The following is a 25,588-nucleotide window of genomic DNA, read 5'->3' as shown; positions in this document are numbered from 1 at the left end:
ATCTTTTTTTCTTTTTTTTCGCAAATCCAGGCTATTATTAAAGAAGAGATTTTAAACGCTATTAAAAAAAATTACAATATTTTTGACTTTGAATATAAAAAAACAGAAAATGCTTCAAAAAAATTACTCAGGACATCTTTTAGAAACCGGAACTGACGAAGCTGGTCGGGGATGTTTGGCTGGACCCGTAACTGCAGCAGCCGTAATTTTACCTGCTGATTTTGAAAATCAAACTCTAAACGACAGTAAACAATTGTCTGAAAAAGCAAGATCTCTGCTAAAACCTATTATAGAAGAACATGCCATCTGTTTTGCCGTTACACATTTATTCCCTGATGAAATTGACGAAATAAATATCCTGAATGCTTCAATGAAAGGAATGCAGGAATGTGTTTTAAAATTAAATCCTGAACCTGAGTTTATTATTGTTGATGGAAACCGATCGCTAAATGCAAAGCTGGGTCTAAAGAATACTGTTGGGAAACAATTTACTACAACTGAAATCGAATTGCTAAAATCAATCCCGAATCAAAGTATTATAAAAGGTGATGCTAAGTTTTTAAGTATTGCTGCTGCTTCGGTTCTTGCCAAAACCTATCGTGACGAATATATGGATCAGATTCACGAAGAATTTCCAATGTACAATTGGAAAAAAAATAAAGGCTACCCAACAAAAGAACATCGTGAAGCCATTAAAAAGTACGGTACTACAAAATACCATAGAATGTCCTTTAAATTACTGCCTACTCAGTTGGAGTTATTTTAAAGAAAGTGAATTACTTCAGCTAAATGTCGTTTCGTATAAAGTAAATCTATACTAAATCTCACAAAAACGCAAAGATAAAATCAACACTAACAATCACTTTTTCAAAACATTACATTCAAAAAAAACTCCATTAAACTGATTCTTTTTTTTGTTAAAATCTCTTCGCTTTGCTATCTTTGATTTTCAACACAAAACTAACTACATGAAAATCAAATTTTTAACATTATTTCTAATTGCATGCATCACCCTGGCATGCAATTCCAACAAAAAGCAGAATGATGTGACAGATAACACAGATTCTCTTGTATCAACCCCAGCTACTGAAACTCCCCCAACAGAGACTTCAGTTAAAAAATTCGAGATTAATGCTATCCCCGTTTCGGACAAACCTCTTGGCGCTTTTCCTTACTTTAACCTACCCGAAAATTACGAAGGCACTCCAAAGAATAATACAGCTGATTATGACGTTGCTTATTTTTGGGTGAAAGACCATTTTGAAAAACCAGAAGGAAAAATATTCTATGCCAGGATTACTGCAAAAGAAGGAAAATCATATAGTGATCTTGAAGTAGCAAAAAATTTAGAGGAATTAATTAAAAGCATTGATGGTGTAAAAATATCTGAAATGAAAGTTCATTCAGATTCCTCTTATACGATTCCGGAGAACAACCGTATCAAATACATGAATGGTTATGGCTTTATGGGTAATGCCATTACAACAACCTATCTTATTCGCCGTCCGGATAGAAATATCTGGGTTCAACTTACTCCTGGTGACGATGCTGTTTCTGCAGGATGGATGATTCTGGAAACAAAACCTTTTAAAATGACAGCTTCGCTTACCAAAGCAGATGAAATGAAGAAAGAGCTCGATTCTAAAGGCCACATCGCACTGTACATTAATTTCGACACCAATAAAGCTACTATAAAAACAGAATCTTCGCCTATAATTGATGAAATTCAAAAATTACTAACTGCTAATAGCAGCCTTAAAATTACCATTGAAGGTCATACCGATAATACTGGTCTTGCGGCGCAGAATAAAAAACTTTCTGAAGAAAGAGCAAGTGCTGTAAAAACGGCCTTAATCTCCAAGGGGATAAATGCATCCAGATTACAAACAAAAGGTTGGGGCTCCGATAAACCTATTGCCGATAATACTAGTGAAGAGAACAAAGCAAAAAATCGCAGGGTAGAAATTGTAAAATTGTAATACCCATTCTCGAAGGCCTTAATACAACAAATGAAAACGGAAGATCCTTTTATTGTTTTCATTTGTTGTTTTCTTCTATGTAAAAAACTAAAATTGAAATTTATATCCAAAATCAGGTGAAAAACCAATTTGATCTTTCTGATTGACACTATTCGTTAATCGATTGTATTCCTTCGTAAAAATATTGGTATGGTTGGTCACATTTTGAAGGTCTATATAAAACTGATGAAACCTTTTCTTTCTTTTGCTATTAAATTTAATTCCGAATTTAACATCCAACCTTAAATAAGGATCATACTGTTTGCTAAAGGCATTTGCATCATCTCTAATTTCATAACCGGCATTGTTTGAAGCGACCAAATCTACCGGTGTATAATAACGCCCTCCAGCAGTTGTGAATTTGGTATCAATCGAAAAAACATTTTTCTTTGCCTTCCCTATTCTAAATTCTTTCCCTCCTAACAAATTAATAATGTATCCGTTATTAAAAGGTGAGTTTCGTTCTATACCATCACTTCCTTTATATTTACTTTCAAAAAGCGAGGTGGTAAACAAAGCATAATAGCCTTCACTAAAGAATTTTTCGACGGTAAATTCAATACCCTGATTGTATCCGCTTCCCTTACTTACCAAAGACGTTTTATCAATAGAATAACTAAAATCGGCTCCTTCTGTTAAGGTCGAATAACTGCTTGGAAAAGGCTGCACTCCTGCCTTGCTGATATCCTGATAATAAAGCTCTACTTTTCCCCTCCATTTTCTGGCCAACCGCACATCATAGCCCAAAACATAATGCTGACTTTGAACTAAATCCAGATTCTTGTTGGTCTGAACCTGAGTTCCATTTACAAATTCATTCAGAAATAGTATCGGAGCCGGAACACCTTGATGGTGCAGACCATAACCAAAACTAATCGTGTTCCTTTGATTTAACGCATAGGCCAGAGCAGCCCTAGGCTCAAAAGCAAACTCCTTATTTATAGAAAAATACTGCCCATGAATACCGGCATTAAAAGTTAGCTTCTCCGTCAGACGAAATTGCCCCTGAGCAAACGGCTGAATAACATTGTAATTCCCACTGTTGTTTATCAGCTGAACAAAATCCGGGTAACCATCACCATCGTTGTCCTGCTGTCGGTCACGCGAAGACATTTTAGCATCAAGTGTATAATTCTCAAAAAGCAAACCCGCCCTGAAAGTTGTCTTTTTATTGATTTTAGAATTGAATAAAGTCGAGAATGTCACTCTGTTTTCATTATTATTAATATCTGTAAAAGACAAACGGTTTTCTGCGGCAGTGTTGAAGTTATAATAACGGAAATTCTCGTAGGAGTTATTTGAATTTGAAAAACCGACAATGGTTTTCAAATACGATTTTGTTCCAATGTCCAGATTGTGCTTCAAACCAAACGAAGCAAATCCCGATTTTACGTAAGCATCCTCATCCTGGGCTGCAAAAGGGTCTTCTTTGTCTATTTTATCTCCCAGAAAATCAATATCCGACGTTCCGTAGATTCCAAAAAGAGAGAAATTGCCTGCTTTACTTTTTCCTAAATCAATATTAAAACTGATATCTCTATAATTGGGCTGTGCATCTGTACCCGCTATTCCCAGAACCCCGACAAAGCCATATCTTGCAGCCGCTACAAACGAACCTCCTTTTTTACCAAGCGGTCCTTCTGCCATAAATTCGACTCCCGGATAAGCACCGGCACTCAGCATGTATTCGTAATCATCGGGATTTCCTTTTCGGAAACTCAGATCAAAAACACCTCCAATTGCATTTCCATACTCCGCTGGAAAGGCTGAAGTTAAAAAATCAGAATTGGCCAAAAGATTTGGATTCAAAGCCGAAATTGGCCCTCCTGTAGTTCCCAATGTCGAAAAGTGATTGGGACTCGGAACTGGCATTCCTTCTATTCTCCACAACATTCCAGACGGCGAATTCCCTCTTACAACAATATCGTTGCGGCTGTCATCTCCGGTAGAAACTCCGGCAAAATTAGAAACCAAACGAGCCACATCACTCCTTCCTCCTGCATATCGATTGACTTCTTCCGTAGTAAATTGTTTGGTTGATACTAATGCCATTTTGTTAAGCGGTTTGGCTTTATTAGAACCTGAGGACACAATAATTTCGTCAAGTGTATTGAACTTTTCGACCATCGAAACCGTTAACAAATTATCTTTTCCTGTGGTAATATCAAGATCAGAAACCGATGTGTTTTCATAGCCCTGAAAACTAAAACTAAGACTCTGTCGACCCAGCGGTACATTGGCCAGTTTAAAATTACCATCAGCATCTGAAATGGCGTTTTTCTTCTCATCACCTATCAATAAAATAACAACTCCAATAAGTGGTTTCTCGGATTGTTTATCAATGATTTTTCCTTTTACAGTTCCCGTTTGAGCATAGGTTATCAGCCCAAAAAAACCTATAATAATCAAGAATATTCTTTTCATTTTTATTTTGCTTTACAGTTATAAAAGCAAAAGTAAAGAGCTGAATTTTCTTAAAAATTGACTTGAGTTAAGATTTACTGTTCAATGTAATCCTGGTTCTGATCCGACTTAAACTTTCCGGCTGAATTCCTAAATAACTGGCGATGTGTTTTAACGAAACTCTTTCGACTACTTTCGGGCAATATTTTACAAACCGCAAATAACGTTCTTCATGAGACAATAAAGACATTGCCATATTTCTACCCGTTAATCCTTTGATGGTTCTTTCCATCATAATGCGCAGGAAAGAGTTAAATACCGGATATTCAGAAACCAGTTTTTCAAAATCGTGTTTATAGGCCAAATACAGCACACAGTCTTCCAGAGCTTCGATATTCAGCAATGACGGTTTGTTGTATAAAAAACTCTCAAAATCAGAGTACCAGTCATTTTCAAAAAAGAAATTTCCGGTAGATTCGACACCATCAAGTGAATAATAGTAACGAATGCATCCTTCTGCAATAAAAACTCCAAAATTACAAACATCGCCTTCTACTAAAAGATGTTCGTTTTTTTTGACTTTCTTTAGTTTAAGTATGTTTTTAAAGGCCATACTTTCCGTTTCATTAAATTCCATAAATCGGGACAGGTCAGTAATTACATTTTGCATGGTATCAGGTTTTTAGAAAAAATGGTTTAATAGATAACTAAAACTATTCGAAAAAATTGCTCTAAACTGCTCTGAAGCAGAAATATAACAAATTAGTCGCATACAACCTTTTCCTGAAACATTTCCTTAAGCTGGCTGGTCCATTCTGAAATATTCTCGTCAGAAGCTCTGTCTGCCTTATCAAAATAAAAATGTTTTTGAACTTCCAATCCGCAATACTTAAAAATTCCGAAGTCTGAAGTTAAGATCAAAGCTTTATCCATTCCGATGGACTCGTATTCTGTATTTGATTTCCCGTGCGAATTGATTATGATGGTTTGTTTCCCGGTCAACAGCCCTTTTTGAATCCCCTTATCGTAACGATAAGCAAATCCATAACTAAAAACCCGATCGACATACCCTTTCATGATCGCCGGCATTCCGGTCCACCAAATTGGATAAATAAAAACAATACGATCAGCCCAGCTAATAAAATCCTGTTCTCTTTTTACCTCATCAGCAATTTCTCCCACTCTTTGCCCATTCATATCCTCCAGAGACAAAACCGGATTAAAATGGAGGGCGTTTAAATCGCGTATGATAACTTCCTGCCCTGATTTCTCAAGGTTCTCCATAACAATTTGTTTGAAGTAATGGTTTAAACTAGTTGAATTGGGATGTGCGTAAACAATTAAATTTTTCATGTTTTCTGTTTTTTAAGATTGAACATGACAAATGTAAAACTGCTGATCCGATCACAATTGTAAGAAAACGAAAAGGGGCTATTCTGTCTTTGAGTTACAGATATCGTTTTGAAATTTCAGAAATTTAGTCGGAGAAATATTCATATAATGTTTAAAATCATGTATCAACTGACTCTGATCGTAATAACCGCATTGCTCAACAATGGCAAGCCAATCTGTTTTAGCGTTTTTTAGAATATCCTTTTGAATTGCTTCTACTGCTTTCAAAAAACGCTCGTAACGATTAATTTCTTTAATGGTATAACCAAAAAACTTCTTTTGATTCAATTGAACATTTCGTTCTGATTGATTTGTTTTAGAGGCAGTCGCTTTTATCGGATTGATATTTTTTTCTCTAAAATCGGCCAAAAGAGAGGTAATGGAATGCTGTTCCCGCAAATAAGGTTTACAGAATTCTAAAATATGATCCACCCGTTTTTTGGGATCAGCCAATTCTTTTAGCTCCTCCCACAAAGCGACAAAACAATTTTCAACCATCAAAGTGTCGGGATGAACAGGCAAAGAATGCGTCAGAAGCGCGCTTCCAAAGAATCGGTAGAAAGCATCTTCTTTAAAGTTGGCTACCAGAATCTCTGAATCAGGATTTAAGGTGTACTCAAAGGCTTGTTTTATTGGTCCTAAAACGAGACATCGCTCTGCTTCCAGAATCGTATTTTGATTTGATCTTAAAGAGGCTCCTTTTCCAAAAACAAAGACTAAGATTGTCTGAAAACTAGGTAATAATGTTTTCGTTACAGGAATATCGGTTTTATTCTCCGCAAAGTAAAAATGCGAAAAAACGGTATCAAATGCTGAAGGAACAGCAATTTTATAATTGTTATTTTCTTCAGCATCTGCCATATCTTTTTATATCTAGAAAGCCTGTTTAAACAAACTCGGCTTCAAACAAATGGGTTAAATGTTTGATTATTTTTGCTTTTACTTCAGCCTCATCTACTCTTTCAACACCAAGCTCTACCTGCAACGAAGTCACTCCTTTACCGCGGATTCCACATGGGATAATGTTATCGAAGTATCCCAAATCGACATTTACATTTAAAGCAAATCCATGCATGGTTACCCAGCGCGACGCGCGAACACCAAGTGCACAAATTTTTCTGGCAAACGGAGTCCCTACATCTAACCACACTCCTGTTTCTCCATCACTTCGCCCGCACTTTAAACCGTATTCTTCTAAAGTAAGGATGATCGATTCTTCCAGAAAACGTAAATACTTATGAATATCGGTAAAGAAATTCTCCAGGTCCAAGATTGGGTAACCCACAATCTGTCCTGGTCCATGATAGGTAATATCGCCACCACGGTTGATTTTATAAAAGGTAGCACCTTTGGCCTCCAGCTGTTTTTCGTTTAGGAGCAAATTCTCAAAATCACCGCTTTTTCCCAGTGTATAAACGTGCGGATGTTCTACAAACAATAAGTAGTTGGGTGTTTCTAAATTAAGCTCTTCTCTTCGGTTTCTTATTTTTAGGTCGACTATGTCTTTAAAAAGTTCTTCCTGATATTCCCAGGTCGCTTTATAATCTTTACTTCCTAAATCCTGAAGTTGAATTTTTTTATTCATTTTAATTATTTTTCAAACTCAACGTCAAAGTTGAGCTTGTCAGGATTCTCCATATAATCCGTAAAAGGGTATTGAATTGTAATTGTTTTTCGGTCTTCACTAAACAAAGCCGTCGGATTTGAGACTTTTTTAATGCGTTTTGGGAAGTGGTATTTTATCACGTAAGTAGATGATGCAAAAACCATTTTTGACATTTCTGCGGTTGAATCCTGTACTTTTGCAGCCAGTTTTTGTTTATCGACTATCGCCTTACGGGTAAATTTCTTTCCGTCATAATTGTAGTTTACTGTACTATTATTATCCCCCAAACCTCCTACAAAAGGTGTTGATGCATCTGCTCCTCCTACTAGTTTTTGAAGAGTATTGATTGATTGTAATATATCGTGTAATTCATTCACATTTTTAAAATCTTCTGAAAATGCCATCAGAAATTCTTTTTTTTCCTCATTCGTTTTAATATTAACCACAAGGTCTTCCAGTTTTTTAATCTCGCTTTGAACTTCAGGAGATAATTTTGAAATACTTTCGCTTTTATCAGCCAGTAATTGTTTGAAGGTAAACGTAGAATCTACATTTTTTTTGGCATCAGCTCCCAATTGATCTCCTATCTGATTCCCAGCCATTGCCATTAAAGAAGAACCGTCCATGTTTAGAGAAAACTTTCCGGTTCCGTTATCATTCACGTAAATGCTCTCGGTAAAAGTACAACTTGTGAGTGTTACAAATAAAAAAGAAAAACTAAGTAGTTTGTATAATTTCATCGTGGTTAATTTTTTCTCAAAGATACGAAGTTTGGCGAATTGTTTAATCGTTTTGTTAGGTTCTTAGGTTCTTAGGTTCTTAGGTTCTTAGGTTCTTAGGTTCTTAGGTTCTTAGGTTCTTAGGTTCTTAGGTTCTTAGGTTCTTAGGTTCTTAGGTTCTTAGGTTCTTAGGTTCTTAGGTTCTTAGAAAATCATCTTCGATGATTTTCTAAGAACAGCTCGATCAGCTTTTCAACTCAAACGTTTTTTGAAAACAAAAACGTCTACTCTAGCCCCGATAGCAGCGGTATCCTTTTTTGCTTTTTCTGCAAAAAAGATACAAGTGGATAGCGGGACAAAACCACCCTGAAAACCCGAAAATTACTGCTTCAAAAAATCTAAAATCAGCATTCTGAAATCTACATTCTTTTCTTTATCTTTGCACACTTAAAAAAGAGCACAAAATGGCACTATCAGAACAAGAAATCATCCGAAGAGAAAAACTTCAAAACTTACGCAACCTAGGAATCAATCCTTATCCCGCTAATCTTTTTCCTGTAAATCATACTTCAAAGCAAATAAAGGAGTCATTTGAAGAAGGTAAGAAGGTGATTGTTGCCGGACGTTTGATGAGTGTTCGTGATCAGGGGAAAGCTTGTTTCGCTGAATTGCAGGATAGTGAAGGACGTATTCAATTGTACGTGAATCGCGACGTTTTGTGTGAAGGCGACGATAAAACTTTATACAACACAGTATTTAAAAAACTAACCGATTTAGGAGACTTTATTGGTATCGAAGGAGAATTGTTCACGACTCAGGTTGGAGCGAAATGTATTCGTGTGAGCGGGTTTACTTTTTTGAGTAAAACATTACGTCCGTTGCCTTTACCAAAAGTAGACGAAGACGGAAATGTACACGATGCATTTAATGATGCTGAATTACGCTACAGAATGCGTTATGTAGATTTAACGGTGAATCAACAGGTTAAAGAAACGTTTATTAAACGTACCAAGTTATTTACCGCTATGCGCGGTTACTTTAACGATGCAGGATATCTTGAGGTTGATACTCCGGTTTTACAATCGATTCCCGGTGGTGCTTCGGCAAGACCTTTTATTACGCACCATAATTCGCTTGACATTCCGCTTTACATGCGTATTGCAAACGAATTGTATTTAAAAAGATTAATTGTTGGTGGATTTGAAGGTGTTTATGAGTTTTCTAGAAACTTCCGTAATGAAGGAATGGACAGAACCCATAACCCTGAGTTTACCGCAATGGAAATATATGTAGCCTACAAAGACTACAACTGGATGATGGAATTTGCAGAAGGCCTGCTTGAGCATTGTGCTATTGCCGTAAACGGAACTAGTGAAGTTACTTTTGGAGAACACCAAATCAACTTTAAAGCGCCTTACGCCCGTGTTACTATGACGGATTCGATCAAACATTTTACCGGTTTTGATATCTCAGGAAAAACAGAAGAAGAGCTGTTTGAAGCTGCAAAAGGAATGGGAATCGAAGTTGACAAAACAATGGGGAAAGGAAAATTGATTGATGAGATTTTTGGTGCAAAATGTGAAGGAAATTACATTCAGCCTACTTTCATCACGGATTATCCGAAAGAAATGTCTCCTCTATGTAAAGAACACCGTGATAATCCAGACTTAACCGAACGTTTTGAACTAATGGTTTGTGGTAAAGAAATTGCGAATGCTTATTCTGAATTAAACGACCCAATTGATCAAAGAGAGCGTTTTGAAGATCAAATGCGTCTGGCTGCAAAAGGTGATGATGAAGCAAACGGTATTATCGACGAGGATTTCTTAAGAGCCTTAGAATACGGTATGCCTCCAACATCCGGAATGGGTATTGGAATGGACCGTTTGATTATGTACTTAACCAATAATGCATCAATCCAGGAAGTTTTATTATTCCCACAAATGCGTCCGGAGAAAAAACAGACTGTCGAATTATCAGACGAAGAGAAATTTATCGTTGATTTATTGAAAGGAAATGAAAATAAAATGGATCTTCAGCAACTAAAAATTACTGCGAATTTAAGCGGTAAAAAATGGGATGCGTCTATGAAAAACTTATCTAAACACGGTTTGACTAAAGTCGCTGTTGAAGGCGAGTTTAAATTTGTGGAATTGGTGGGATAATTTTTTTAAAATTCAAATTTTGGAAAATCCAAATTCCAAAACTGATATATGATAATTTAAACCCGATAGATTTAAAAATCTGTCGGGTTTTTATTTAAATTTAATGACTTAAAAACAATTTTATGTCTAAGGTTAAAAATTATTTTCTTTACACCATATTTATTTTATTCACAGTATCAGGTGTTTATTTATTGGTCGATTCATTCATAAATCCGGAAACAGAGTTTTCTAATGCTTTTACACTCAAAAAAAGAATTAAATACATCAATTGTATTCTTTTGTTTGGAGGTTTAGGTTATATCCATTACCTCATAAAAGAAAGAAAAATTGAAACAAATGAGAATACGTTTAAAACAAATATTGCTATGTTTTTTGCATGCTTAATATTTGTCTTAAATTGTTTGCTTTTAGTCCTGCATCCTGAAGAATTTAAAAAAGGCAATAAATTAATCAAAATGATTATTGGCTATACAGGAATATTGTTTTTTGGAGCTGGTTTACTTATGTCAGTATTTAGATTGATAAAAAAACTATCTAAGACAAATTAACAAAACCCATCATAAACCTAATATATTTTTATTTTAAAACGAATACTTCTCCAACTTCTTCCCATCTATATCCAAAACCGTTGTACTTTCTCTTGTAGCTTCCTCTTTAACAATTTCCTGAACAGATGGATTTGAAGGATATTTTCCATTTTTCAGTTTTAGAAGATGAAATTTTCCTCCACTTACCGCTATTAGATCATAAAATTTCTCAGTTACTGATGTAGTTACATAAATTGGGAAATCGGTTACCGTAAAAGAATTGATTAAACTTCCGTCATTATTCAAAATATACCCTGAGCAGCCCCCGCTCCCACAAAAATAAGGATTAGAGAAGCCTACAAAGTACTCTTCCTTTTTATCATTATTTAAGTCAAAAGCACTGTAATAAAAGAATCTGTTGTCTGTTGTCATCGCTGGTAAATCTTTTTTCAGCAATACTAAAAGCTGCTTTCTGATGACCTCTACTGCCTTATCGTCTTTGTGCGGAGCATCGCTTACGTCTGCTGTTCCGGTTGCTGTTTTTGCTATGGTATCAGTTACAATGGCTTCAATAACATTTTCTTTTCCTGTTTTTTCTTTTTTCTGACAAGAATATAGTGTAATCACTGCCAGAACAATTAAAAGTTTACTTTTCATAATTTCTCTTTTTTATTTTTTTACAATTACGTTTCTAAACGCGACAGGTTTTTAAAACCTCTCGCTGGTCAATCTGATTCAATTTAAACCAACAAAGCGGTTTTATTTTCAATATCATTGTCAGTCAGTAAAGACTTTATATTGTTAAAGGTAACCAAAGCGATCTGCGTTAAGGCTTCATTGGTAAAAAAAGCCTGATGCGCCGTCACCAAGACATTTGGAAAACTCATTAAGCGCTGAATAGCATCGTCCTGAATAATATCAGCAGAAAGATCCCTAAAAAACAGTTTTTCTTCCTGTTCGTAAACATCAATTCCTAAATACCCAATTTTACCTTCTTTCAAACCTTCAATAACAGCGGCTGTTTCAATCAATCCTCCACGGCTTGTATTGATAAGCATTACACTTTCCTTCATTAAAGCGATAGATTCTTTATTAATGACATGTTTCGTCTGATCGTTTAGAGGACAATGCAATGAGATTATATTGCTGGTTTTGAAAATCTCTTCCAACGAAACAAACTGTACTCCATCTTTTTCCATTTCAGCACTTGTTACAATATCATATGCCAGAACTTTACAACCAAACCCCAGAGCGATCTTAGCGAAAGCTTTCCCGATATTCCCTGTTCCGATAATCCCGATAGTCTTCCCAAACAGGTCAAAACCTAATAATCCGTTTAGCGAAAAATTTTGTTCCCGAACTCTATTGTAGGCTTTATGTGTTTTTCTGTTCAGTGTTAGAATCATTGCCATCGCATGCTCTGCGACAGCCTGAGGCGAATATGCAGGAACCCTGCATACTTTCAGATTGTACTTTTTGGCCGCATCCAAATCAACATTATTAAAACCTGCACACCGCAGTGCAATAATCTTCACCCCTTTTTCAGCCAATTGTTTCAATACTGCTTCATTGATAATATCATTTACAAACACACAAACAATCGAAGCATTTTCAATCAAAATAACGGTTTGAGGATTTAATTGTGTTTCAAAGAAATCCAATTCAAAACCAAATACGTCATTGTATTTATTGAAAAACGTTTTATCGTAAGGCTGTGTTGAAAAAAAAGCTATTTTATTTGTATTTACTGTATCCTTTAAACTCATCTTGATTCTTTTTTCTTGAAGTATTAATCCTCTGTTTTCACTAAAATTACATAATTATTTAGAAGTAAATTTCCTATACCTAAAAAACAACGCTTGTTAATCTCTGAATTTCATGTGATCGGTACTAAACAGTAATCCGATTCCACTGTAAGGATCTCTTTTTAAATCATAAAAATTATTCACTCCCTCCAGTTCTTTGTACAAATCAAAGATGATCGAAGCGGGTTGAAATCCGTCTATGGTATGAGCGATAATAGTATCAGCCAGACAGGTTAATTCTTTTGTGGTGTTGGTCACTCCTAGATTATTCCCGGTTTCCCAATCCCAGACAATCCAATCCCAACTATGTTTTTTATGCATACAATCCATCCATAAATAAGACAGGTAATTGATTTTTACCTTCCCTAATTCTTTGGTTTTCCAGTATTCAACACTTTCAACAATCGCATTTACTGCCACATCAGTAACATCATAAACAAAGTCCGGATTTAAAATCTGAATGATCTTTACAGCATCTGCTATCCTACTCGCGATTGTTTTCAGCTCCTTTTCATTCGGATTTCTTAAAAAAGCAAATTCAATATCCAATCGTTCGAAAACTACACCTACCGTTTTAAGCAACATTTCACTCGGAATACATGCTACATTGGAATTTTCATCCAAAAACTCCTTATTCGGATCGAAAGAAAAATTTTCATCCTGATAAAAACCTGTTGAATACCTTCCTTCGATTTCTTTCAACAATTTATATTGCCTGAAATACAAATCTTCTCTTGCCTCATCTTCACTTTTAAACCTGCAAAAATAATCGGGTTGCAGCATCCAATACAAACAAAGAGCCGTTCCTTTATCAAGCGTTTTTTGTTTAACGATCCATTCAAAAGGCTCTATCCCATCATCATAATTCCAGTTTTGAACAAACTGATGCCATTCTGCAGCAGTTAATTTCTGATAGGACAGCTCTCCGTTTACCGCTTTTAAAACCCGGTTTTTATTTTTTTTGCTAAACAATTCTTCCATTTTTTGATTCTGATGATAAGTGTCTCTTCTTTCTATTATGAAAACAAATTTAATTAACCTTTTCTTATAAAAACATGATAAAAAGCATGGACTAACGAACAAAACCCCTTAACCCATTAAAATCCAAACAGATAAACTGCTTTTATATTTAATTTTGTTAAATAATCTATAATTCTGGCTATCAGATTAAACCTCTTTAATTCGGCAAAGTCTAACCAATATAAACAATTAAAAAACGTACATCATGAAGAAATTATTTATCGCAGCTTTGTTATTCGTTGGAATAGCGAGTTTTGCACAAGAGGCAGCAGATCAAAAGCCTTCACGCGAACCAAGAGAAAAACTAACTCCGGAACAACGTAATGAAAAGCAGCTGAAAAAACTCACTTCTGAACTAAATCTAGATGCCAATCAGCAAGCGCAGGTAAAACAACTTTTAGCAGACAGAAGTGCCAAAGCTGAAAAGTTTAAAGAAGACCGCAAAAGCAAGAAAGAGAACGGTACACCCCTGACAACAGAAGACAAAGTTGCTTTTAGAAAACAAATGCTAGATGAAAAAGCTGCTAACGATGCAAAAATGAAATCAATTTTAAATGACGACCAGTATAAAAAATGGACGGCTGTAAAAGACGAAAACAGAGAAAAAGCAAAAGAAAAAATGAAAGAATACAAAAAGGCAAACAACTAATTTAATTCATAAAAAAAGAGGCTCAAAAGCCTCTTTTTATTTTTTATTATAAAATCTTATTTCGGATTAAGAATTAAGTCTATTCTCTTAATACAATCCTCATAATGATATTTGGTTTCTGCATTTACAGGTCTCGCCTTTGCTGCCAAAAGTGTAGTTCTTAGCGCATTCAACTCACCACGTACCAAAGCTCTCACATCAGATTGGTTTACATTATAATATACCACTGATCGATCAGATGGCTTAATTTCTTCGGTCATTAATGCTCCCATTCGATCAATATAACCACGTTGCAGATTTCTTCTGTAAATAGTCACACTTCCAGGTGCTGCTGCTTCTTTCCAGATTCCTTTTCGTGTATCTCTCAATAAATCCAGTGCTTTATAAGTATCTCCTCCAACAATTTCATTATCTACTAATCTGCCAATACGACCAATACTAAGCAAACTATTCAACTGTCTCACCTGTAAGCTTCTGAATCTTTCCGCATAACCGGCAAAATCAGTATTCTTCAAAGTTGTAACATTTACAATCCATGTTGGTGAAGCAAAAGCGTTAGCCTGAAGCCAGTTCATTGCTTCAATCTGTTTTGCTTTCGGTACTACCTCGTAAACATTTCCTGCCTGATTTGGTTTTTTAGTATTTTCGTAAACTCCTCCAACATTAGTCACAACATGGCCTACATATCGACTCCAAACGTCAAGCATTTCTTTGTACAATTCATCCAGATCTTCATAGCTATTGGTCACATTACTCGTCCATTCGTTTAAATGAGCGGCAACATATTCTAAATTTTTAAGTCCGTAAGTACTCGCTTTCATAGAATTATTCCCAATATCTTCTGTTTGAGATGTAGGATCAAAAGCACTGCTTTGTTTTCCAAATTTGTACAGCGGATTTCCTGCTTTATCCAAAATCCATTTGTCTAAAGTAGCCGATTCATCCTCAGGAGATTTCACATTCGGAATCACTCTGTATCCCCAGTTTAAAGCATAGTGATCGTAAGCTCCCATTTTACGAATAAAGCGAATGTTTTTATCACCAGGTTGTGCAATATAATTGTATCTCGCATAGTCCATTATACTAGCCGAAATTCCGTTTTGCTGCGTAAAATCACCATTTCGGTAACTTTCTACATCATACGCACAGCTTGCGCCCATATTATGCGGAAAACCTAAAGCGTGACCCACTTCGTGAGCAATTACCATACGCATCATTTCTCCCATTTCCTCATCGCTTGTCTGCAAAGTTCTCGCAGACGGATTTGCCGCTCCGGTTTCTAACAAATACCTGTTTCTGTACGAACGCAAATGATTATGGTACCAGATTACATCACTTTCGATAATCTCACCACTTCTGGGGTCTGAAACACTTGGACCAACTGCATTTCGAGTAGTACTTGCAACATAACGAACAACAGAATATCGAACATCTTCCGGGCTAAAATCAGGATCTTCGGCTTTTGTTGGAGCGTCTTTTGCAATAATCGCATTCTTAAATCCTGCTGTTTCAAAAGGTTTTTGCCATTCCTCTATCCCTTGTTTGATGTATTTTCTCAGTTTTTCAGGAGTAGCAGGGTCTAAATAGTAAACGATAGGTTTTACCGGTTCAACTAACTCTCCTCTTGCATACGCTTCAGGATCTTTTGGTTCCAATCTCCAACGACGAATGTAGGTTTTAAGATCCGATTTTAATTCATTGCTTCCATAATCGTACTGGCTTACCGTAAACCAGCCTACCCTTGGGTCAGCCAGTCTTGGTTTCATAGGTACTTCAGGCAGTAAAATCATGGATTGATTCATTTGAATACTAATCGATTCTGTATCCTCCAGCATTGATGGTTTCGAAGCATTATACGTCATATCCTGAATGACTTCGATATTCATTGGAAAACTTTTGATCGTATTGATAAAACTTCTTGAATCGTCAAGCCCTTTTACTTTATACGTTTCGCGCATTTCTGACGAAATTCCACTGATCGCCTTAACATCTGTACTGTAAAATTTAGTAACATCAACCACAGTGTTTGCAGAATCTTTACTAAAAGCTACGATATCAAAAGCAAATAAAGTAGGCTCATAATTATTTGATTTTACCGAAATACTAATCGGCAAACTATCATTGGCAACCGCATTGTATGATTTTGATTTGATCAGAATTTTATCTTGAAAACGTTGCCAGACTATTAATTGCTCGTTGGTTTCTGATCCCGCGTTTACATACCCGCCACCCAAATTAGAAGGCAGTTTTGACAATCTGCTTACTAAAAGCATGTCTTTGTTCAGGTATTTATTCGGAATCTCGAAATAGTATTTTTTATCGACTTTATGCACTTTAAAAAGTCCGTCATCAGAGATAGCGTCTTTGGTGATTACCTTGCTGTAGTCTTTAATTGCTGACTCCGGTTTTTTCTCCGGTGGGGTAGCTGCCGATTCGTCTTTTTTAGATTTTTTCTTATTTGATTGTGCAAATTGAGAAGTGGGAAATAGCACAAATGCCGCTATTGTAGTTAAAATGAGAAATTTCTTCATTTACTGCAGGTTTAATGGTTATTTAATAAACAAAAATAATTTTTATCCTGAATATACGCTCTAAAACCTATTTATTAACTTTTCATTAACTACTTGGTTATTTTAGAATTTAAATTGTGGAAGTGAGACGGAATAGTGTGAGATGTAAATTGTGAGATGTAAATTGTGAAATGTGAACTGAGACTGAACACTGAGACTGAAAACTAAAAAAAAGACCCAGCTTTACTAAAAAAGCTGAGCCTCCAATTGAAAAAAAATATATACTTTAACTTCTAAGATCTAAAAGGTCTTTGAAACTTTATCAATCGCATTAATGGTAAAATCCAGATCTTCATAGGTTAAGGCATCGGTAATAAACCAGGTTTCATAAGCCGATGGGGCAATATAAACACCTTCTTGCAACAAGCCGTGGAAGAATTTCTTAAACGTTTCATTATCGCCTTTCGCAGCAGTTTGAAAATCAACAACCGGATTTGCATCAAAGTGAACAGAAATCATCGATCCTACTCTATTGATTGTAAAAACAACATTATTCGCTTTTAAAACCCTGTCGATTCCAGCTTCCAAATAAGCAGTTTTTTCTTCCAGTCGGGTAAAAATAGCACGATCATTATCTAACGATTGCAACATTGCCAATCCTGCGGCCATAGCCAACGGGTTACCCGATAATGTCCCGGCTTGATACACTGGGCCAAGCGGTGCCAGATAGTTCATAATTTCTTCACGGGCAGCAAAAGCCCCCACAGGCAAACCTCCACCAATTACTTTTCCGAAAGTTACAATATCGGCATTGACATTATACAATTCCTGAACTCCTCCGCGAGCCAGACGGAAACCTGTCATGACCTCATCAAAAATCAGTAAAATTCCATTGGCCGTACACAATTCTCTTAAACCTTCCAGAAAACCTTTTTGAGGTGGAATACATCCCATATTTCCGGCAACCGCTTCTATGATAATGGCAGCGATTTCATTTTTATTGGCTTCGATTAAAGTCTTTACGTTTTCTATATCATTGTACTTCGCTAACAAAGTATCTTTTGCAGTACCCTCTGTAACTCCCGGACTGTTTGGCGATCCAAAAGTTACTGCTCCGCTTCCTGCCTGAATCAAAAATGAATCTGAATGTCCGTGATAGCAGCCTGCGAATTTGATAATTTTATCTCTTTTCGTAAATCCGCGAGCCAGACGAATTGCACTCATACAAGCTTCGGTACCTGAATTTACAAATCTAATTTTATCAATATTCGGCACCATAGAAACTGCCAAAGCAGCAATCTCCGTTTCTAATTCTGTTGGCATCCCAAAAGAAGTACCCAATTTTGCTTTTTCAATTACAGCATCCACAACCGGTTGGTAGGCATGACCCAAAACCATTGGCCCCCATGAATTGATATAATCGATTAATTTATTTCCGTCCTCGTCATACAAATAGGCACCTTTGGCACTTTTTACAAAAATTGGCGTTCCACCAACTGCTTTAAATGCTCTTACCGGTGAATTTACCCCTCCAGGGATTACTTTTTCTGCTTCAGCAAAAAGCTGACTACTTCTTTTATATATCATTATGATTTTAGATTTTTGAATTCTGATTTTAGATTTTAAAGAACTTAAACTAAGACTTAAAACTGTGACTGAGACTGAACATTACTTCACTCTAAGCTTCTGCCCGATAGAAAGTGCGTTGTCTGAAAGATTATTTTTCTGTTTTAAATCGTCAACCAAAAGGTTGAATTTTTTTGAAATCGAATATAAGGTGTCCCCTTTTTGAACTTCGTATAAATTAGGATCGTTCGAATTAGCATTAGAAGGAGAACCGGAAGGAGAAGAACTTCTTACCGGAGCTGATTTTTCAAAAGGTTTGTAGCTTTTTCCGGTAACCTGACAATCGTACTGGTGCAGATTGTATCGTTCGATATAACTAATTAATTTATCAGGGTAATTGGGATCTGTGGCATAACCTGCCGCTCTTAACCCTTTTGCCCAGGATTTATAATCGTCTTTTTCGTAAGTAAATAAAGTGGCATATCTATTTTTGCCAACCAAAAACAAGGCATGATCTCTATAAGATTCTGCTGCTTCTGCATATTTCCTGAAACATTCCTGAGCCGAATCATCATCATGACGCACACTCTCTCCCAGCCAGTCCTTGTGGCATTTAATTCCAAAATGATTATTAGCTTCCAGCGCCAAATCTCCTTTTCCTGCACCAGATTCTAAAATTCCCTGTGCCAGAATGATACTTGCAGGAATGCCGTATTTTTGCATATTCCCTATTGCAATATCTTTGAATTGTAGAATATAATTGTTGATTAAATCGCTGGTTACAACTGTTTTTGAAGTAGACTGAATAACCTCAGTTGTATTATTTGTAGAAGGGTATTTTTTGCCAATTGGTTTGGTGTAAGTTGGCTTTTTGGTTGTTGCCACTCTGGGTCTCTGGACTGCCGCCGCTTTTTTGGTCGTCGCGATAGTAGGTTTACTTGAGGAGCAGCCTACTAAAGTTGCCAGCATTAAAAGTGCTATTATTTTTTTAACCATTGCTTTTGAGTATTGGTAATTTTTTCTGCTTCAATTTAATATTCATCCCTTTAATTCCCTGCAATCCGCCGGTATGGACCAATAAAATTTTTGAATGTGCAGGAAAATAGTTTTTATGTATTAAGTCAATAACGCCAAAAAACATCTTTCCCGTATAAATTGGATCCAAAGGCACTTTATTTTCTTCAAAAAAAGCATTGATAAATTCAATTAATTCCAAATTTACCTTCCCATAACCTCCAAAATGATAGTCAGAAATTAAATCCCAGTTATCTTTCTTTGCAAAAATACGAATTTCATCGGTTAAAAAGTCACCTTTTAACGCCGGAAACCCTAAAATTTTCTGATTTGGCAACGCACCATTAATCAATCCCGATATCGTTCCGCCCGTTCCTACCGCACAACAAACGAAATCAAAAATGGCGTCTTCTTCAGTTAAAATCTCTTCGCATCCTTTTACAGCCAATTCATTTGTTCCACCTTCAGGTACCAAATAAAAGTCTCCAAATTTACCTTTAAGCTTTTCTATAAAAACACTTTCGTTTTTATGCCGATACTCCTCTCGCGTCACAAACTCAAACTGCATTCCGTTTTCCTGAGCAAATTTTAATGTCGGATTTTCTTCAATTTTATCAAAAAGCTCATCGCCTCTAATAATTCCAATCGTTCTAAAACCCTGCTCTTTCCCGGCATAAGCAACTGCAGCAATGTGATTGGAAAAAGCTCCGCCAAAAGTCAACAGAGTCTCCTGATGTTCTGCTTTTGCCTGAAGTAAATTGTATTTCAATTTCCTGAATTTATTTCCCGAAACAAACGGATGAATCAAATCTTCTCGTTTTATAGTCAACGAAATAGCATTGGGCAAGACGATATGAATTTCCTGATTCAAAATCTATTTGTGTTTTAAAGTTAAGTAATTTAAAAAGCCCAAAAAAGGTCGGTTTTTCAAATAATTCAAATGGCTTTCATTGGTGTAAGCTTCTCTCTCAAAGCTTATATTCCGATAGGCCAGCTCTTTGTCTTTATATTGTATCAGCCGAATTGCATATTCAAAAACATACAAAATATAAAACGGAAGAATCAATAATTCCAATTGCTGCCGAAGATGAATTTGTTCATGATTGACAAAAACAGCATTTGCTTTATCTCTATCATATTTTAAAATCACAAACGGAAACACAGCCATTCCCCGATACCCTTTTGGAATTAAATATTTAGCAACAATCAGAAACATTAGCTGTAAAATTTATAAATTTGTAGATGAAAATTGTTCAATTTCATTAAAGTCACAATCTATTAATTATTTTTGATTTTAATAAATGGAGAACACCAACGCAATGCAGATTTATGAAGGAGCAAAGTAATGAAAATAAATTAATCGAAGGGGAAGATTTTTACTATACCCCCGAAGGTTATAAATGCTTTACTGAAAAACACCATCTAAAACGTGGTTATTGCTGTAAAAGCGGCTGTCGTCATTGTCCGTATGGGTTTGACAAACGAACAGGGGAAATTAGAAAAAAAACGAATTAGAGAATTTCTTAAATTTTAAAACTAACTAATTTTATTTACACGTCGTCCTGAGCGAAGTCGAAGGACAAATCTAAAATCAACAATCTAAAATATTTATATGGATATTCTGTTTCGAAAATTTAGGATTACCATCCACAAATCCTATCACAGGTCGGATATCCGTTATCCTTAGTTTTTTTTAGTTCGAAAATGTGCCAATTTGAAAATGAGATCATTATTTTTTGAATCGAATATTCTTTGGCAGTATTTCGCTCCTCCGGAGCTTTTACCAAATGATCGTATTGTTTTCTATAAACATAGTGCCTTTCCAAGGCTTAGAGCAACTCCAAAGGAGTGCTATATTTATAAAAATAAAATTAGCGATCAGAAATTCAGCCCCAGTGGGGCAATATAATCTAAAATAAAACAAAAAAATTAATCTGTTGCTAATCTTGCTAAATTATCTTAGCAACTTTAAATCTTAGCAACTAAGTACCTTATAAAAAAAATGACTTTCAAAGAACAAATACAACAAGGAATACCTACCATATTACCCCCAAAGGCAACATACGATTTAGCGATTAACCATGCGCCAAAGCGAAAAGAAATCCTATCAGCAGAAGAAAAAAAACTGGCTTTAAAAAATGCATTACGTTATTTTGATGCCAAGCACCATGCCGAATTAATTCAGGAGTTTTCAGAAGAATTAGAAACTTACGGACGCATTTACATGTACCGTTTTCGTCCGGAGTACAGAATGTATGCCCGACCAATTGACGAATATCCGGGAAAATCATTGCAGGCAAAAGCCATCATGCACATGATTCAGAACAATCTGGATTATGCTGTAGCACAACATCCACACGAACTGATTACTTATGGTGGAAATGGAGCTGTTTTTCAAAACTGGGCACAATATTTATTAACGATGCAATATTTGTCTGAAATGACAGACGAGCAAACGCTGACCATGTATTCAGGTCATCCGATGGGATTATTTCCTTCACATGCAGAAGCTCCAAGAGTTGTAGTAACAAACGGAATGGTTATTCCAAATTACTCTCAACCAGACGATTGGGAGAAAATGAATGCTTTAGGTGTTTCGCAATACGGACAAATGACAGCCGGAAGTTATATGTACATCGGGCCACAGGGAATTGTACACGGAACAACGATTACAGTTTTGAATGGTTTTAGAAAAATCAAACAAAATCCGGAAGGAAATCTGTTTGTAACTTCAGGACTTGGCGGAATGTCAGGCGCACAGCCAAAAGCCGGAAATATTGCAGGCTGTATCACCGTTTGTGCAGAAGTAAATCCAAAAATTACAAAAATTCGTCACGAACAGGGCTGGATCAATGAAATTGTAACTTCAACCGATGAATTGGTAAAAAGAGTTCATGCAGCAAAAGCCAATAAAGAAGTGGTATCCATCGCTTATTTAGGAAATGTAGTAGACGTTTGGGAATGCTTCGACAAAGAAAACATCAAAATTGATTTGGGTTCAGACCAGACTTCACTTCACAACCCATGGGCCGGAGGTTATTATCCTGCCGGAATTTCATTTGAGGATGCCAATGAAATGATGGCCAGCAATCCGGAACTATTCAAGGAAAAAGTACAGGAATCATTACGCCGTCAAGCCAAAGCAATTAACAAACACACTGCAAAAGGAACTTACTTTTTTGATTACGGAAATGCCTTTTTATTAGAAGCTTCCCGCGCAGGTGCTGATGTGATGGCTGAAAATAATATTGATTTTAGATACCCAAGTTACGTTCAGGACATTATGGGGCCAATGTGTTTTGATTACGGTTTTGGTCCGTTTAGATGGGTTTGTACTTCTGGGAAACCAGAAGATTTACAAAAAACAGATACCATAGCAAGCCAGGTTTTAGAAGAAATGGCCAAAACAGCTCCGGATGAAATTCAGCAACAAATGCAGGACAATATCAAATGGATCAAAGGTGCGCAGGAAAACAAACTGGTTGTGGGCTCACAAGCCAGAATTTTATATGCCGATGCAGAAGGCCGAATTAAAATTGCCGAAGCTTTTAATCAGGCTATTGCCAAAGGTGAAATTGGAACGGTTGTTTTAGGACGCGATCATCATGACGTTTCCGGAACGGATTCTCCATACAGAGAAACCTCAAATATCTACGACGGATCCCGCTTTACAGCCGATATGGCGATTCAAAACGTGATTGGCGACAGCTTTAGAGGTGCAACCTGGGTTTCTATACATAATGGCGGCGGAGTTGGCTGGGGAGAGGTTATAAATGGTGGCTTTGGTATGGTTCTTGATGGTTCTAAGGAGGCTTCAAAACGTTTAGCATCAATGCTTTTTTGGGATGTTAACAACGGAATTTCAAGAAGAAGCTGGGCCAGAAATGACGAAGCTATTTTTGCTATAAAAAGAGCAATGGAAGTTCAGCCTTTATTAAAAGTAACTTTGCCTAATATCGTAGATGAAAATCTGTTTTAGAAAAAAGGTACTTCGACTTCGCTTCGTATCGCAAAAACGAAGTATGTTATTATTACAGGAAGAAGAACATTAAATTTTTAAACATATGAAAACATTCAAATTAGTACCCGTTTTTTTGCTTTTAATACTAGCATCATGCAGCACGGTTAGTGTTTACTCCGATTACGACAAAAACGTAGATTTTGCCCCTTACAAAACATATGCTTTCTTTAAGCCGGGAATTGATAAGGTCGAAATATCTGATTTGGATAAAAGACGTATTCTACGCGCCATCGATGATCAAATGCAAGCCAAAGGTTTTACCAAAAGCGAAAACCCTGATTTATTAATTAATATTTTTACTAAAGCAAGGGAACAAGTAAATGTGAATCAATTTAGCGCCGGCTGGGGTTACGGTTGGGGTTGGGGATGGAATCCATATATGATGTACGGAGGAAACCAGACTACCGTTTCAACTTCCACAGAAGGAACTTTATTCATTGACCTGATTGATGCTAAAAAGAAAGAAATGATCTGGCAGGGAGAAGGTGTTGGAACTTTAACCAAAAACGTTGCTAAAAAAGACGAAAAGGTTGCCGAGTTTGTCACTAAAATTTTAGCGCAATACCCTCCGGTTAAAAAATAATTAATACATTTGCGATTCAATTATCTTAAATGAAAAACTTAAATAACATTATTATCGCTATTACTATTATTGCAATTCAGCAATAATGGCGAGGTAATATATAAATAAGTAAACAAAATACATTTTATAAAACCTCCCAAAACGGGAGGTTTTTTTATTTAACGAATATCAAAGTTGCTACTAATTGCTCGAATTATTTTTTTATGTTAACAAAATAAAAATTAGTGTTAATCCGTGTAATTAGTGGCAAAAAAACAAAAATTATGAATTTATTTAACGAAGTACTTGCTGCTAAAAAGCAACTTGAAAATGTAGTTGCCGCTACTCCACTCACCCAAAATTTAAATCTTTCGGAAGAGTTTAAATCAACAATTTTATTAAAAAGAGAAGATTTACAAATTGTTCGGTCATACAAAATCAGAGGAGCTTACAACAAAATTTCTTCGTTAACCGAAACTGAAAAAGCAAGCGGAATTGTATGTGCAAGCGCAGGTAATCATGCGCAGGGAGTCGCTTATTCCTGTCATCTTTTGCAAATCAAAGGCAAAATCTACATGCCCAAAACCACTCCGAAACAAAAAGTAAAACAAGTACAGCTGTTTGGTAAAACGTTTGTTGAAATTGTACTTACCGGAGATACTTTTGATGATGCTTATGCTTCAGCCACAGCAGATGCAACTGAAAGCCAAAAAATCTTCATCCATCCTTTTGATGATGATAAGGTTATTGCCGGTCAGGGAACTGTAGGATTGGAAATTTTAGAGAGCTACAACGAACCTATCGATTATGTTTTTGTTCCCATTGGCGGTGGTGGACTGGCTTCAGGTTTGTCTGAAGTTTTTAAACAGCTGAGCCCAAATACAAAGATTATTGGTGTTGAGCCCAAAGGAGCTCCTTCGATGAAAACCTCTATGGAAGAAAATAAAAACACCGCTTTAAAAACAATTGACAAATTTGTGGATGGTGCCGCCGTAAAACAGGTTGGCGACAAAACTTTTGAAATCTGCCGACATAATTTAGACGACATCATTCTGGTTCCCGAAGGAAAGGTTTGTACTACGATTTTACGTTTGTACAATGAAGAAGCAATGGTCGTAGAACCTGCAGGAGCATTGACAATTGCAGCTTTGGATTTTTACAAAGATAAAATCAAAGGAAAAAAAGTAGTTTGTGTGGTGAGCGGAAGCAATAATGATATTGAAAGAACTGCCGAAATAAAAGAACGTTCTTTACTATATGAAGGCCTGATGCATTATTTCATGATTCAGTTCCCACAGCGCCCAGGTGCTTTAAAAGAATTTGTAAACAATATTTTAGGCCCTGATGATGACATCACTTATTTTCAGTTTGCAAAGAAAAACAGCCGTGAAGTTGGTTCTGTAGTTGTTGGTTTGGAATTAAAAAATAAAAAAGACATTCTCGCTATTAAAGTGAATATGACTAAGAATGGTTTTGAATTTCAATACCTAAATGATAATCAGGATTTATTTACACAGCTAATTGGATAAACAAAATGGCTGTCTGATTTCAAATTCAGACAGCTTTTTTTTTTAAATTCAAGATCTTACTCAACCCAATTCACCCTTAACA

At 36.1% G+C, this 25,588-nt stretch carries 24 protein-coding genes; 10 read left to right on the top strand and 14 right to left on the bottom strand.

What is annotated here, in order from left to right:
• Positions 1–109 precede the first annotated feature (109 nt).
• Positions 110–766, top strand: coding sequence for a ribonuclease HII (locus OGZ34_RS09840; RefSeq protein ID WP_173964691.1), 657 nt, complete (start codon positions 110–112; stop codon positions 764–766).
• A gap of 202 nt (positions 767–968) precedes the next feature.
• Positions 969–1,979 (top strand): OmpA family protein, encoded by a 1,011-nt coding sequence (locus OGZ34_RS09835; RefSeq protein ID WP_173964690.1) that lies wholly within the window; start codon positions 969–971, stop codon positions 1,977–1,979.
• Between the two features lie 87 nt (positions 1,980–2,066).
• Here OGZ34_RS09835 and OGZ34_RS09830 read toward each other — a convergent pair whose 3' ends face one another.
• From OGZ34_RS09830 to OGZ34_RS09805, 6 genes are all read right to left on the bottom strand, one after another.
• A complete protein-coding gene (locus tag OGZ34_RS09830; protein ID WP_263362916.1) occupies positions 2,067–4,442 on the bottom strand; it encodes a TonB-dependent receptor in 2,376 nt (791 codons plus the stop codon).
• Positions 4,443–4,509: 67 nt separating this feature from the next.
• Entirely contained in the window at positions 4,510–5,091 is a 582-nt protein-coding gene (locus OGZ34_RS09825; protein WP_173964688.1) for a Crp/Fnr family transcriptional regulator, read from the bottom strand.
• Positions 5,092–5,183: 92 nt separating this feature from the next.
• Positions 5,184–5,774 carry an NAD(P)H-dependent oxidoreductase gene (locus OGZ34_RS09820; RefSeq protein ID WP_263362915.1) on the bottom strand — a complete coding sequence of 197 codons (591 nt, stop codon included), beginning with the start codon at positions 5,772–5,774 and terminating at the stop codon, positions 5,184–5,186.
• Positions 5,775–5,852: 78 nt separating this feature from the next.
• On the bottom strand, positions 5,853–6,674 hold the full coding sequence (locus tag OGZ34_RS09815; protein WP_263362914.1) for a helix-turn-helix domain-containing protein: 822 nt from the start codon (positions 6,672–6,674) through the stop codon (positions 5,853–5,855).
• A 25-nt stretch (positions 6,675–6,699) separates the two neighbouring features.
• A complete protein-coding gene (gene lipB / locus OGZ34_RS09810) occupies positions 6,700–7,398 on the bottom strand; it encodes a lipoyl(octanoyl) transferase LipB (protein WP_263362913.1) in 699 nt (232 codons plus the stop codon).
• A gap of 5 nt (positions 7,399–7,403) precedes the next feature.
• On the bottom strand, positions 7,404–8,159 hold the full coding sequence (locus OGZ34_RS09805) for a hypothetical protein (protein WP_173964684.1): 756 nt from the start codon (positions 8,157–8,159) through the stop codon (positions 7,404–7,406).
• 443 nt (positions 8,160–8,602) lie between these two features.
• Here OGZ34_RS09805 and lysS point away from each other — a divergent pair, with 443 nt between their 5' ends.
• Together lysS and OGZ34_RS09795 are read left to right on the top strand one after the other, a co-directional pair.
• Positions 8,603–10,303 (top strand): lysine--tRNA ligase, encoded by a 1,701-nt coding sequence (gene lysS / locus OGZ34_RS09800; RefSeq protein WP_173964683.1) that lies wholly within the window; start codon positions 8,603–8,605, stop codon positions 10,301–10,303.
• Positions 10,304–10,425: 122 nt separating this feature from the next.
• Entirely contained in the window at positions 10,426–10,851 is a 426-nt protein-coding gene (locus OGZ34_RS09795; RefSeq protein ID WP_263362912.1) for a hypothetical protein, read from the top strand.
• A 33-nt stretch (positions 10,852–10,884) separates the two neighbouring features.
• On the opposite strand, the gene OGZ34_RS09790 is transcribed toward OGZ34_RS09795, so the two are convergent.
• The 3 genes from OGZ34_RS09790 to OGZ34_RS09780 form a co-directional block, all read right to left on the bottom strand.
• Positions 10,885–11,487, bottom strand: a complete 603-nt coding sequence (locus OGZ34_RS09790; protein WP_263362911.1) for a hypothetical protein — start codon at positions 11,485–11,487, stop codon at positions 10,885–10,887.
• Between the two features lie 83 nt (positions 11,488–11,570).
• Positions 11,571–12,596, bottom strand: a complete 1,026-nt coding sequence (locus OGZ34_RS09785; protein ID WP_263362910.1) for a 2-hydroxyacid dehydrogenase — start codon at positions 12,594–12,596, stop codon at positions 11,571–11,573.
• 96 nt (positions 12,597–12,692) lie between these two features.
• The gene (locus OGZ34_RS09780) at positions 12,693–13,616 is read right to left on the bottom strand and encodes a DUF4274 domain-containing protein (protein ID WP_263362909.1); all 924 of its coding nucleotides are present in this window, start codon (positions 13,614–13,616) and stop codon (positions 12,693–12,695) included.
• Between the two features lie 244 nt (positions 13,617–13,860).
• Between OGZ34_RS09780 and OGZ34_RS09775 the strand changes: the two genes are divergently transcribed.
• Complete coding sequence (locus OGZ34_RS09775) at positions 13,861–14,304, top strand: hypothetical protein (RefSeq protein WP_263362908.1); 444 nt, start codon at positions 13,861–13,863, stop codon at positions 14,302–14,304.
• A gap of 56 nt (positions 14,305–14,360) precedes the next feature.
• Here OGZ34_RS09775 and OGZ34_RS09770 read toward each other — a convergent pair whose 3' ends face one another.
• From OGZ34_RS09770 to OGZ34_RS09750, 5 genes are all read right to left on the bottom strand, one after another.
• The gene (locus OGZ34_RS09770; protein WP_263362907.1) at positions 14,361–16,835 is read right to left on the bottom strand and encodes a zinc-dependent metalloprotease; all 2,475 of its coding nucleotides are present in this window, start codon (positions 16,833–16,835) and stop codon (positions 14,361–14,363) included.
• Between the two features lie 279 nt (positions 16,836–17,114).
• On the bottom strand, positions 17,115–18,401 hold the full coding sequence (gene hemL, locus OGZ34_RS09765) for a glutamate-1-semialdehyde 2,1-aminomutase (RefSeq protein WP_263362906.1): 1,287 nt from the start codon (positions 18,399–18,401) through the stop codon (positions 17,115–17,117).
• 81 nt (positions 18,402–18,482) lie between these two features.
• The gene (locus OGZ34_RS09760) at positions 18,483–19,376 is read right to left on the bottom strand and encodes a glucosaminidase domain-containing protein (RefSeq protein WP_263362905.1); all 894 of its coding nucleotides are present in this window, start codon (positions 19,374–19,376) and stop codon (positions 18,483–18,485) included.
• Positions 19,369–20,265, bottom strand: coding sequence for a 1-aminocyclopropane-1-carboxylate deaminase/D-cysteine desulfhydrase (locus OGZ34_RS09755; protein ID WP_263362904.1), 897 nt, complete (start codon positions 20,263–20,265; stop codon positions 19,369–19,371). Before OGZ34_RS09755 ends, OGZ34_RS09760 begins: the two co-directional genes overlap by 8 nt.
• A gap of 3 nt (positions 20,266–20,268) precedes the next feature.
• On the bottom strand, positions 20,269–20,610 hold the full coding sequence (locus OGZ34_RS09750; protein ID WP_263362903.1) for a hypothetical protein: 342 nt from the start codon (positions 20,608–20,610) through the stop codon (positions 20,269–20,271).
• Between the two features lie 113 nt (positions 20,611–20,723).
• On the opposite strand from OGZ34_RS09750, the gene OGZ34_RS09745 reads away from it, so the two are divergent.
• From OGZ34_RS09745 to ilvA, 5 genes are all read left to right on the top strand, one after another.
• Positions 20,724–20,909 (top strand): DUF5522 domain-containing protein, encoded by a 186-nt coding sequence (locus tag OGZ34_RS09745; RefSeq protein ID WP_071636586.1) that lies wholly within the window; start codon positions 20,724–20,726, stop codon positions 20,907–20,909.
• Positions 20,910–21,114: 205 nt separating this feature from the next.
• The gene (locus OGZ34_RS09740; RefSeq protein ID WP_263362902.1) at positions 21,115–21,303 is read left to right on the top strand and encodes a hypothetical protein; all 189 of its coding nucleotides are present in this window, start codon (positions 21,115–21,117) and stop codon (positions 21,301–21,303) included.
• 93 nt (positions 21,304–21,396) lie between these two features.
• Positions 21,397–23,373 carry a urocanate hydratase gene (locus OGZ34_RS09735; RefSeq protein WP_263362901.1) on the top strand — a complete coding sequence of 659 codons (1,977 nt, stop codon included), beginning with the start codon at positions 21,397–21,399 and terminating at the stop codon, positions 23,371–23,373.
• An 85-nt stretch (positions 23,374–23,458) separates the two neighbouring features.
• Complete coding sequence (locus OGZ34_RS09730; RefSeq protein ID WP_173964672.1) at positions 23,459–23,998, top strand: DUF4136 domain-containing protein; 540 nt, start codon at positions 23,459–23,461, stop codon at positions 23,996–23,998.
• A 263-nt stretch (positions 23,999–24,261) separates the two neighbouring features.
• On the top strand, positions 24,262–25,506 hold the full coding sequence (gene ilvA / locus OGZ34_RS09725) for a threonine ammonia-lyase IlvA (protein ID WP_173964671.1): 1,245 nt from the start codon (positions 24,262–24,264) through the stop codon (positions 25,504–25,506).
• Positions 25,507–25,588: the final 82 nt, after the last annotated feature.

Origin of the sequence: Flavobacterium collinsii (assembly GCF_946903285.1) — a bacterium.
Lineage (GTDB): Bacteria > Bacteroidota > Bacteroidia > Flavobacteriales > Flavobacteriaceae > Flavobacterium > Flavobacterium collinsii.
Note: the sequence above shows the minus strand (reverse complement) of the source record. Positions and strands in the feature narration are given on the sequence as shown.

Bases quoted from the DNA above. Each gene is read 5' to 3' on its own strand.
- hemL (WP_263362906.1), bottom strand. From the start codon at position 18,401: ATGATATATAAAAGAAGTAGTCAGCTTTTTGCTGAAGCAGAAAAAGTA.
- OGZ34_RS09820 (WP_263362915.1), bottom strand. From the start codon at position 5,774: ATGAAAAATTTAATTGTTTACGCACATCCCAATTCAACTAGTTTAAAC.
- ilvA (WP_173964671.1), top strand. From the start codon at position 24,262: ATGAATTTATTTAACGAAGTACTTGCTGCTAAAAAGCAACTTGAAAAT.
- OGZ34_RS09735 (WP_263362901.1), top strand. From the start codon at position 21,397: ATGACTTTCAAAGAACAAATACAACAAGGAATACCTACCATATTACCC.
- OGZ34_RS09830 (WP_263362916.1), bottom strand. From the start codon at position 4,442: ATGAAAAGAATATTCTTGATTATTATAGGTTTTTTTGGGCTGATAACC.
- lipB (WP_263362913.1), bottom strand. From the start codon at position 7,398: ATGAATAAAAAAATTCAACTTCAGGATTTAGGAAGTAAAGATTATAAA.
- OGZ34_RS09825 (WP_173964688.1), bottom strand. From the start codon at position 5,091: ATGCAAAATGTAATTACTGACCTGTCCCGATTTATGGAATTTAATGAA.
- OGZ34_RS09840 (WP_173964691.1), top strand. From the start codon at position 110: ATGCTTCAAAAAAATTACTCAGGACATCTTTTAGAAACCGGAACTGAC.
- OGZ34_RS09760 (WP_263362905.1), bottom strand. From the start codon at position 19,376: ATGGTTAAAAAAATAATAGCACTTTTAATGCTGGCAACTTTAGTAGGC.
- OGZ34_RS09730 (WP_173964672.1), top strand. From the start codon at position 23,459: ATGAAAACATTCAAATTAGTACCCGTTTTTTTGCTTTTAATACTAGCA.
- OGZ34_RS09805 (WP_173964684.1), bottom strand. From the start codon at position 8,159: ATGAAATTATACAAACTACTTAGTTTTTCTTTTTTATTTGTAACACTC.
- OGZ34_RS09745 (WP_071636586.1), top strand. From the start codon at position 20,724: ATGAAGGAGCAAAGTAATGAAAATAAATTAATCGAAGGGGAAGATTTT.
- OGZ34_RS09785 (WP_263362910.1), bottom strand. From the start codon at position 12,596: ATGAGTTTAAAGGATACAGTAAATACAAATAAAATAGCTTTTTTTTCA.
- OGZ34_RS09815 (WP_263362914.1), bottom strand. From the start codon at position 6,674: ATGGCAGATGCTGAAGAAAATAACAATTATAAAATTGCTGTTCCTTCA.
- OGZ34_RS09740 (WP_263362902.1), top strand. From the start codon at position 21,115: ATGAGATCATTATTTTTTGAATCGAATATTCTTTGGCAGTATTTCGCT.
- lysS (WP_173964683.1), top strand. From the start codon at position 8,603: ATGGCACTATCAGAACAAGAAATCATCCGAAGAGAAAAACTTCAAAAC.
- OGZ34_RS09750 (WP_263362903.1), bottom strand. From the start codon at position 20,610: ATGTTTCTGATTGTTGCTAAATATTTAATTCCAAAAGGGTATCGGGGA.
- OGZ34_RS09835 (WP_173964690.1), top strand. From the start codon at position 969: ATGAAAATCAAATTTTTAACATTATTTCTAATTGCATGCATCACCCTG.
- OGZ34_RS09795 (WP_263362912.1), top strand. From the start codon at position 10,426: ATGTCTAAGGTTAAAAATTATTTTCTTTACACCATATTTATTTTATTC.
- OGZ34_RS09790 (WP_263362911.1), bottom strand. From the start codon at position 11,487: ATGAAAAGTAAACTTTTAATTGTTCTGGCAGTGATTACACTATATTCT.
- OGZ34_RS09775 (WP_263362908.1), top strand. From the start codon at position 13,861: ATGAAGAAATTATTTATCGCAGCTTTGTTATTCGTTGGAATAGCGAGT.
- OGZ34_RS09780 (WP_263362909.1), bottom strand. From the start codon at position 13,616: ATGGAAGAATTGTTTAGCAAAAAAAATAAAAACCGGGTTTTAAAAGCG.
- OGZ34_RS09770 (WP_263362907.1), bottom strand. From the start codon at position 16,835: ATGAAGAAATTTCTCATTTTAACTACAATAGCGGCATTTGTGCTATTT.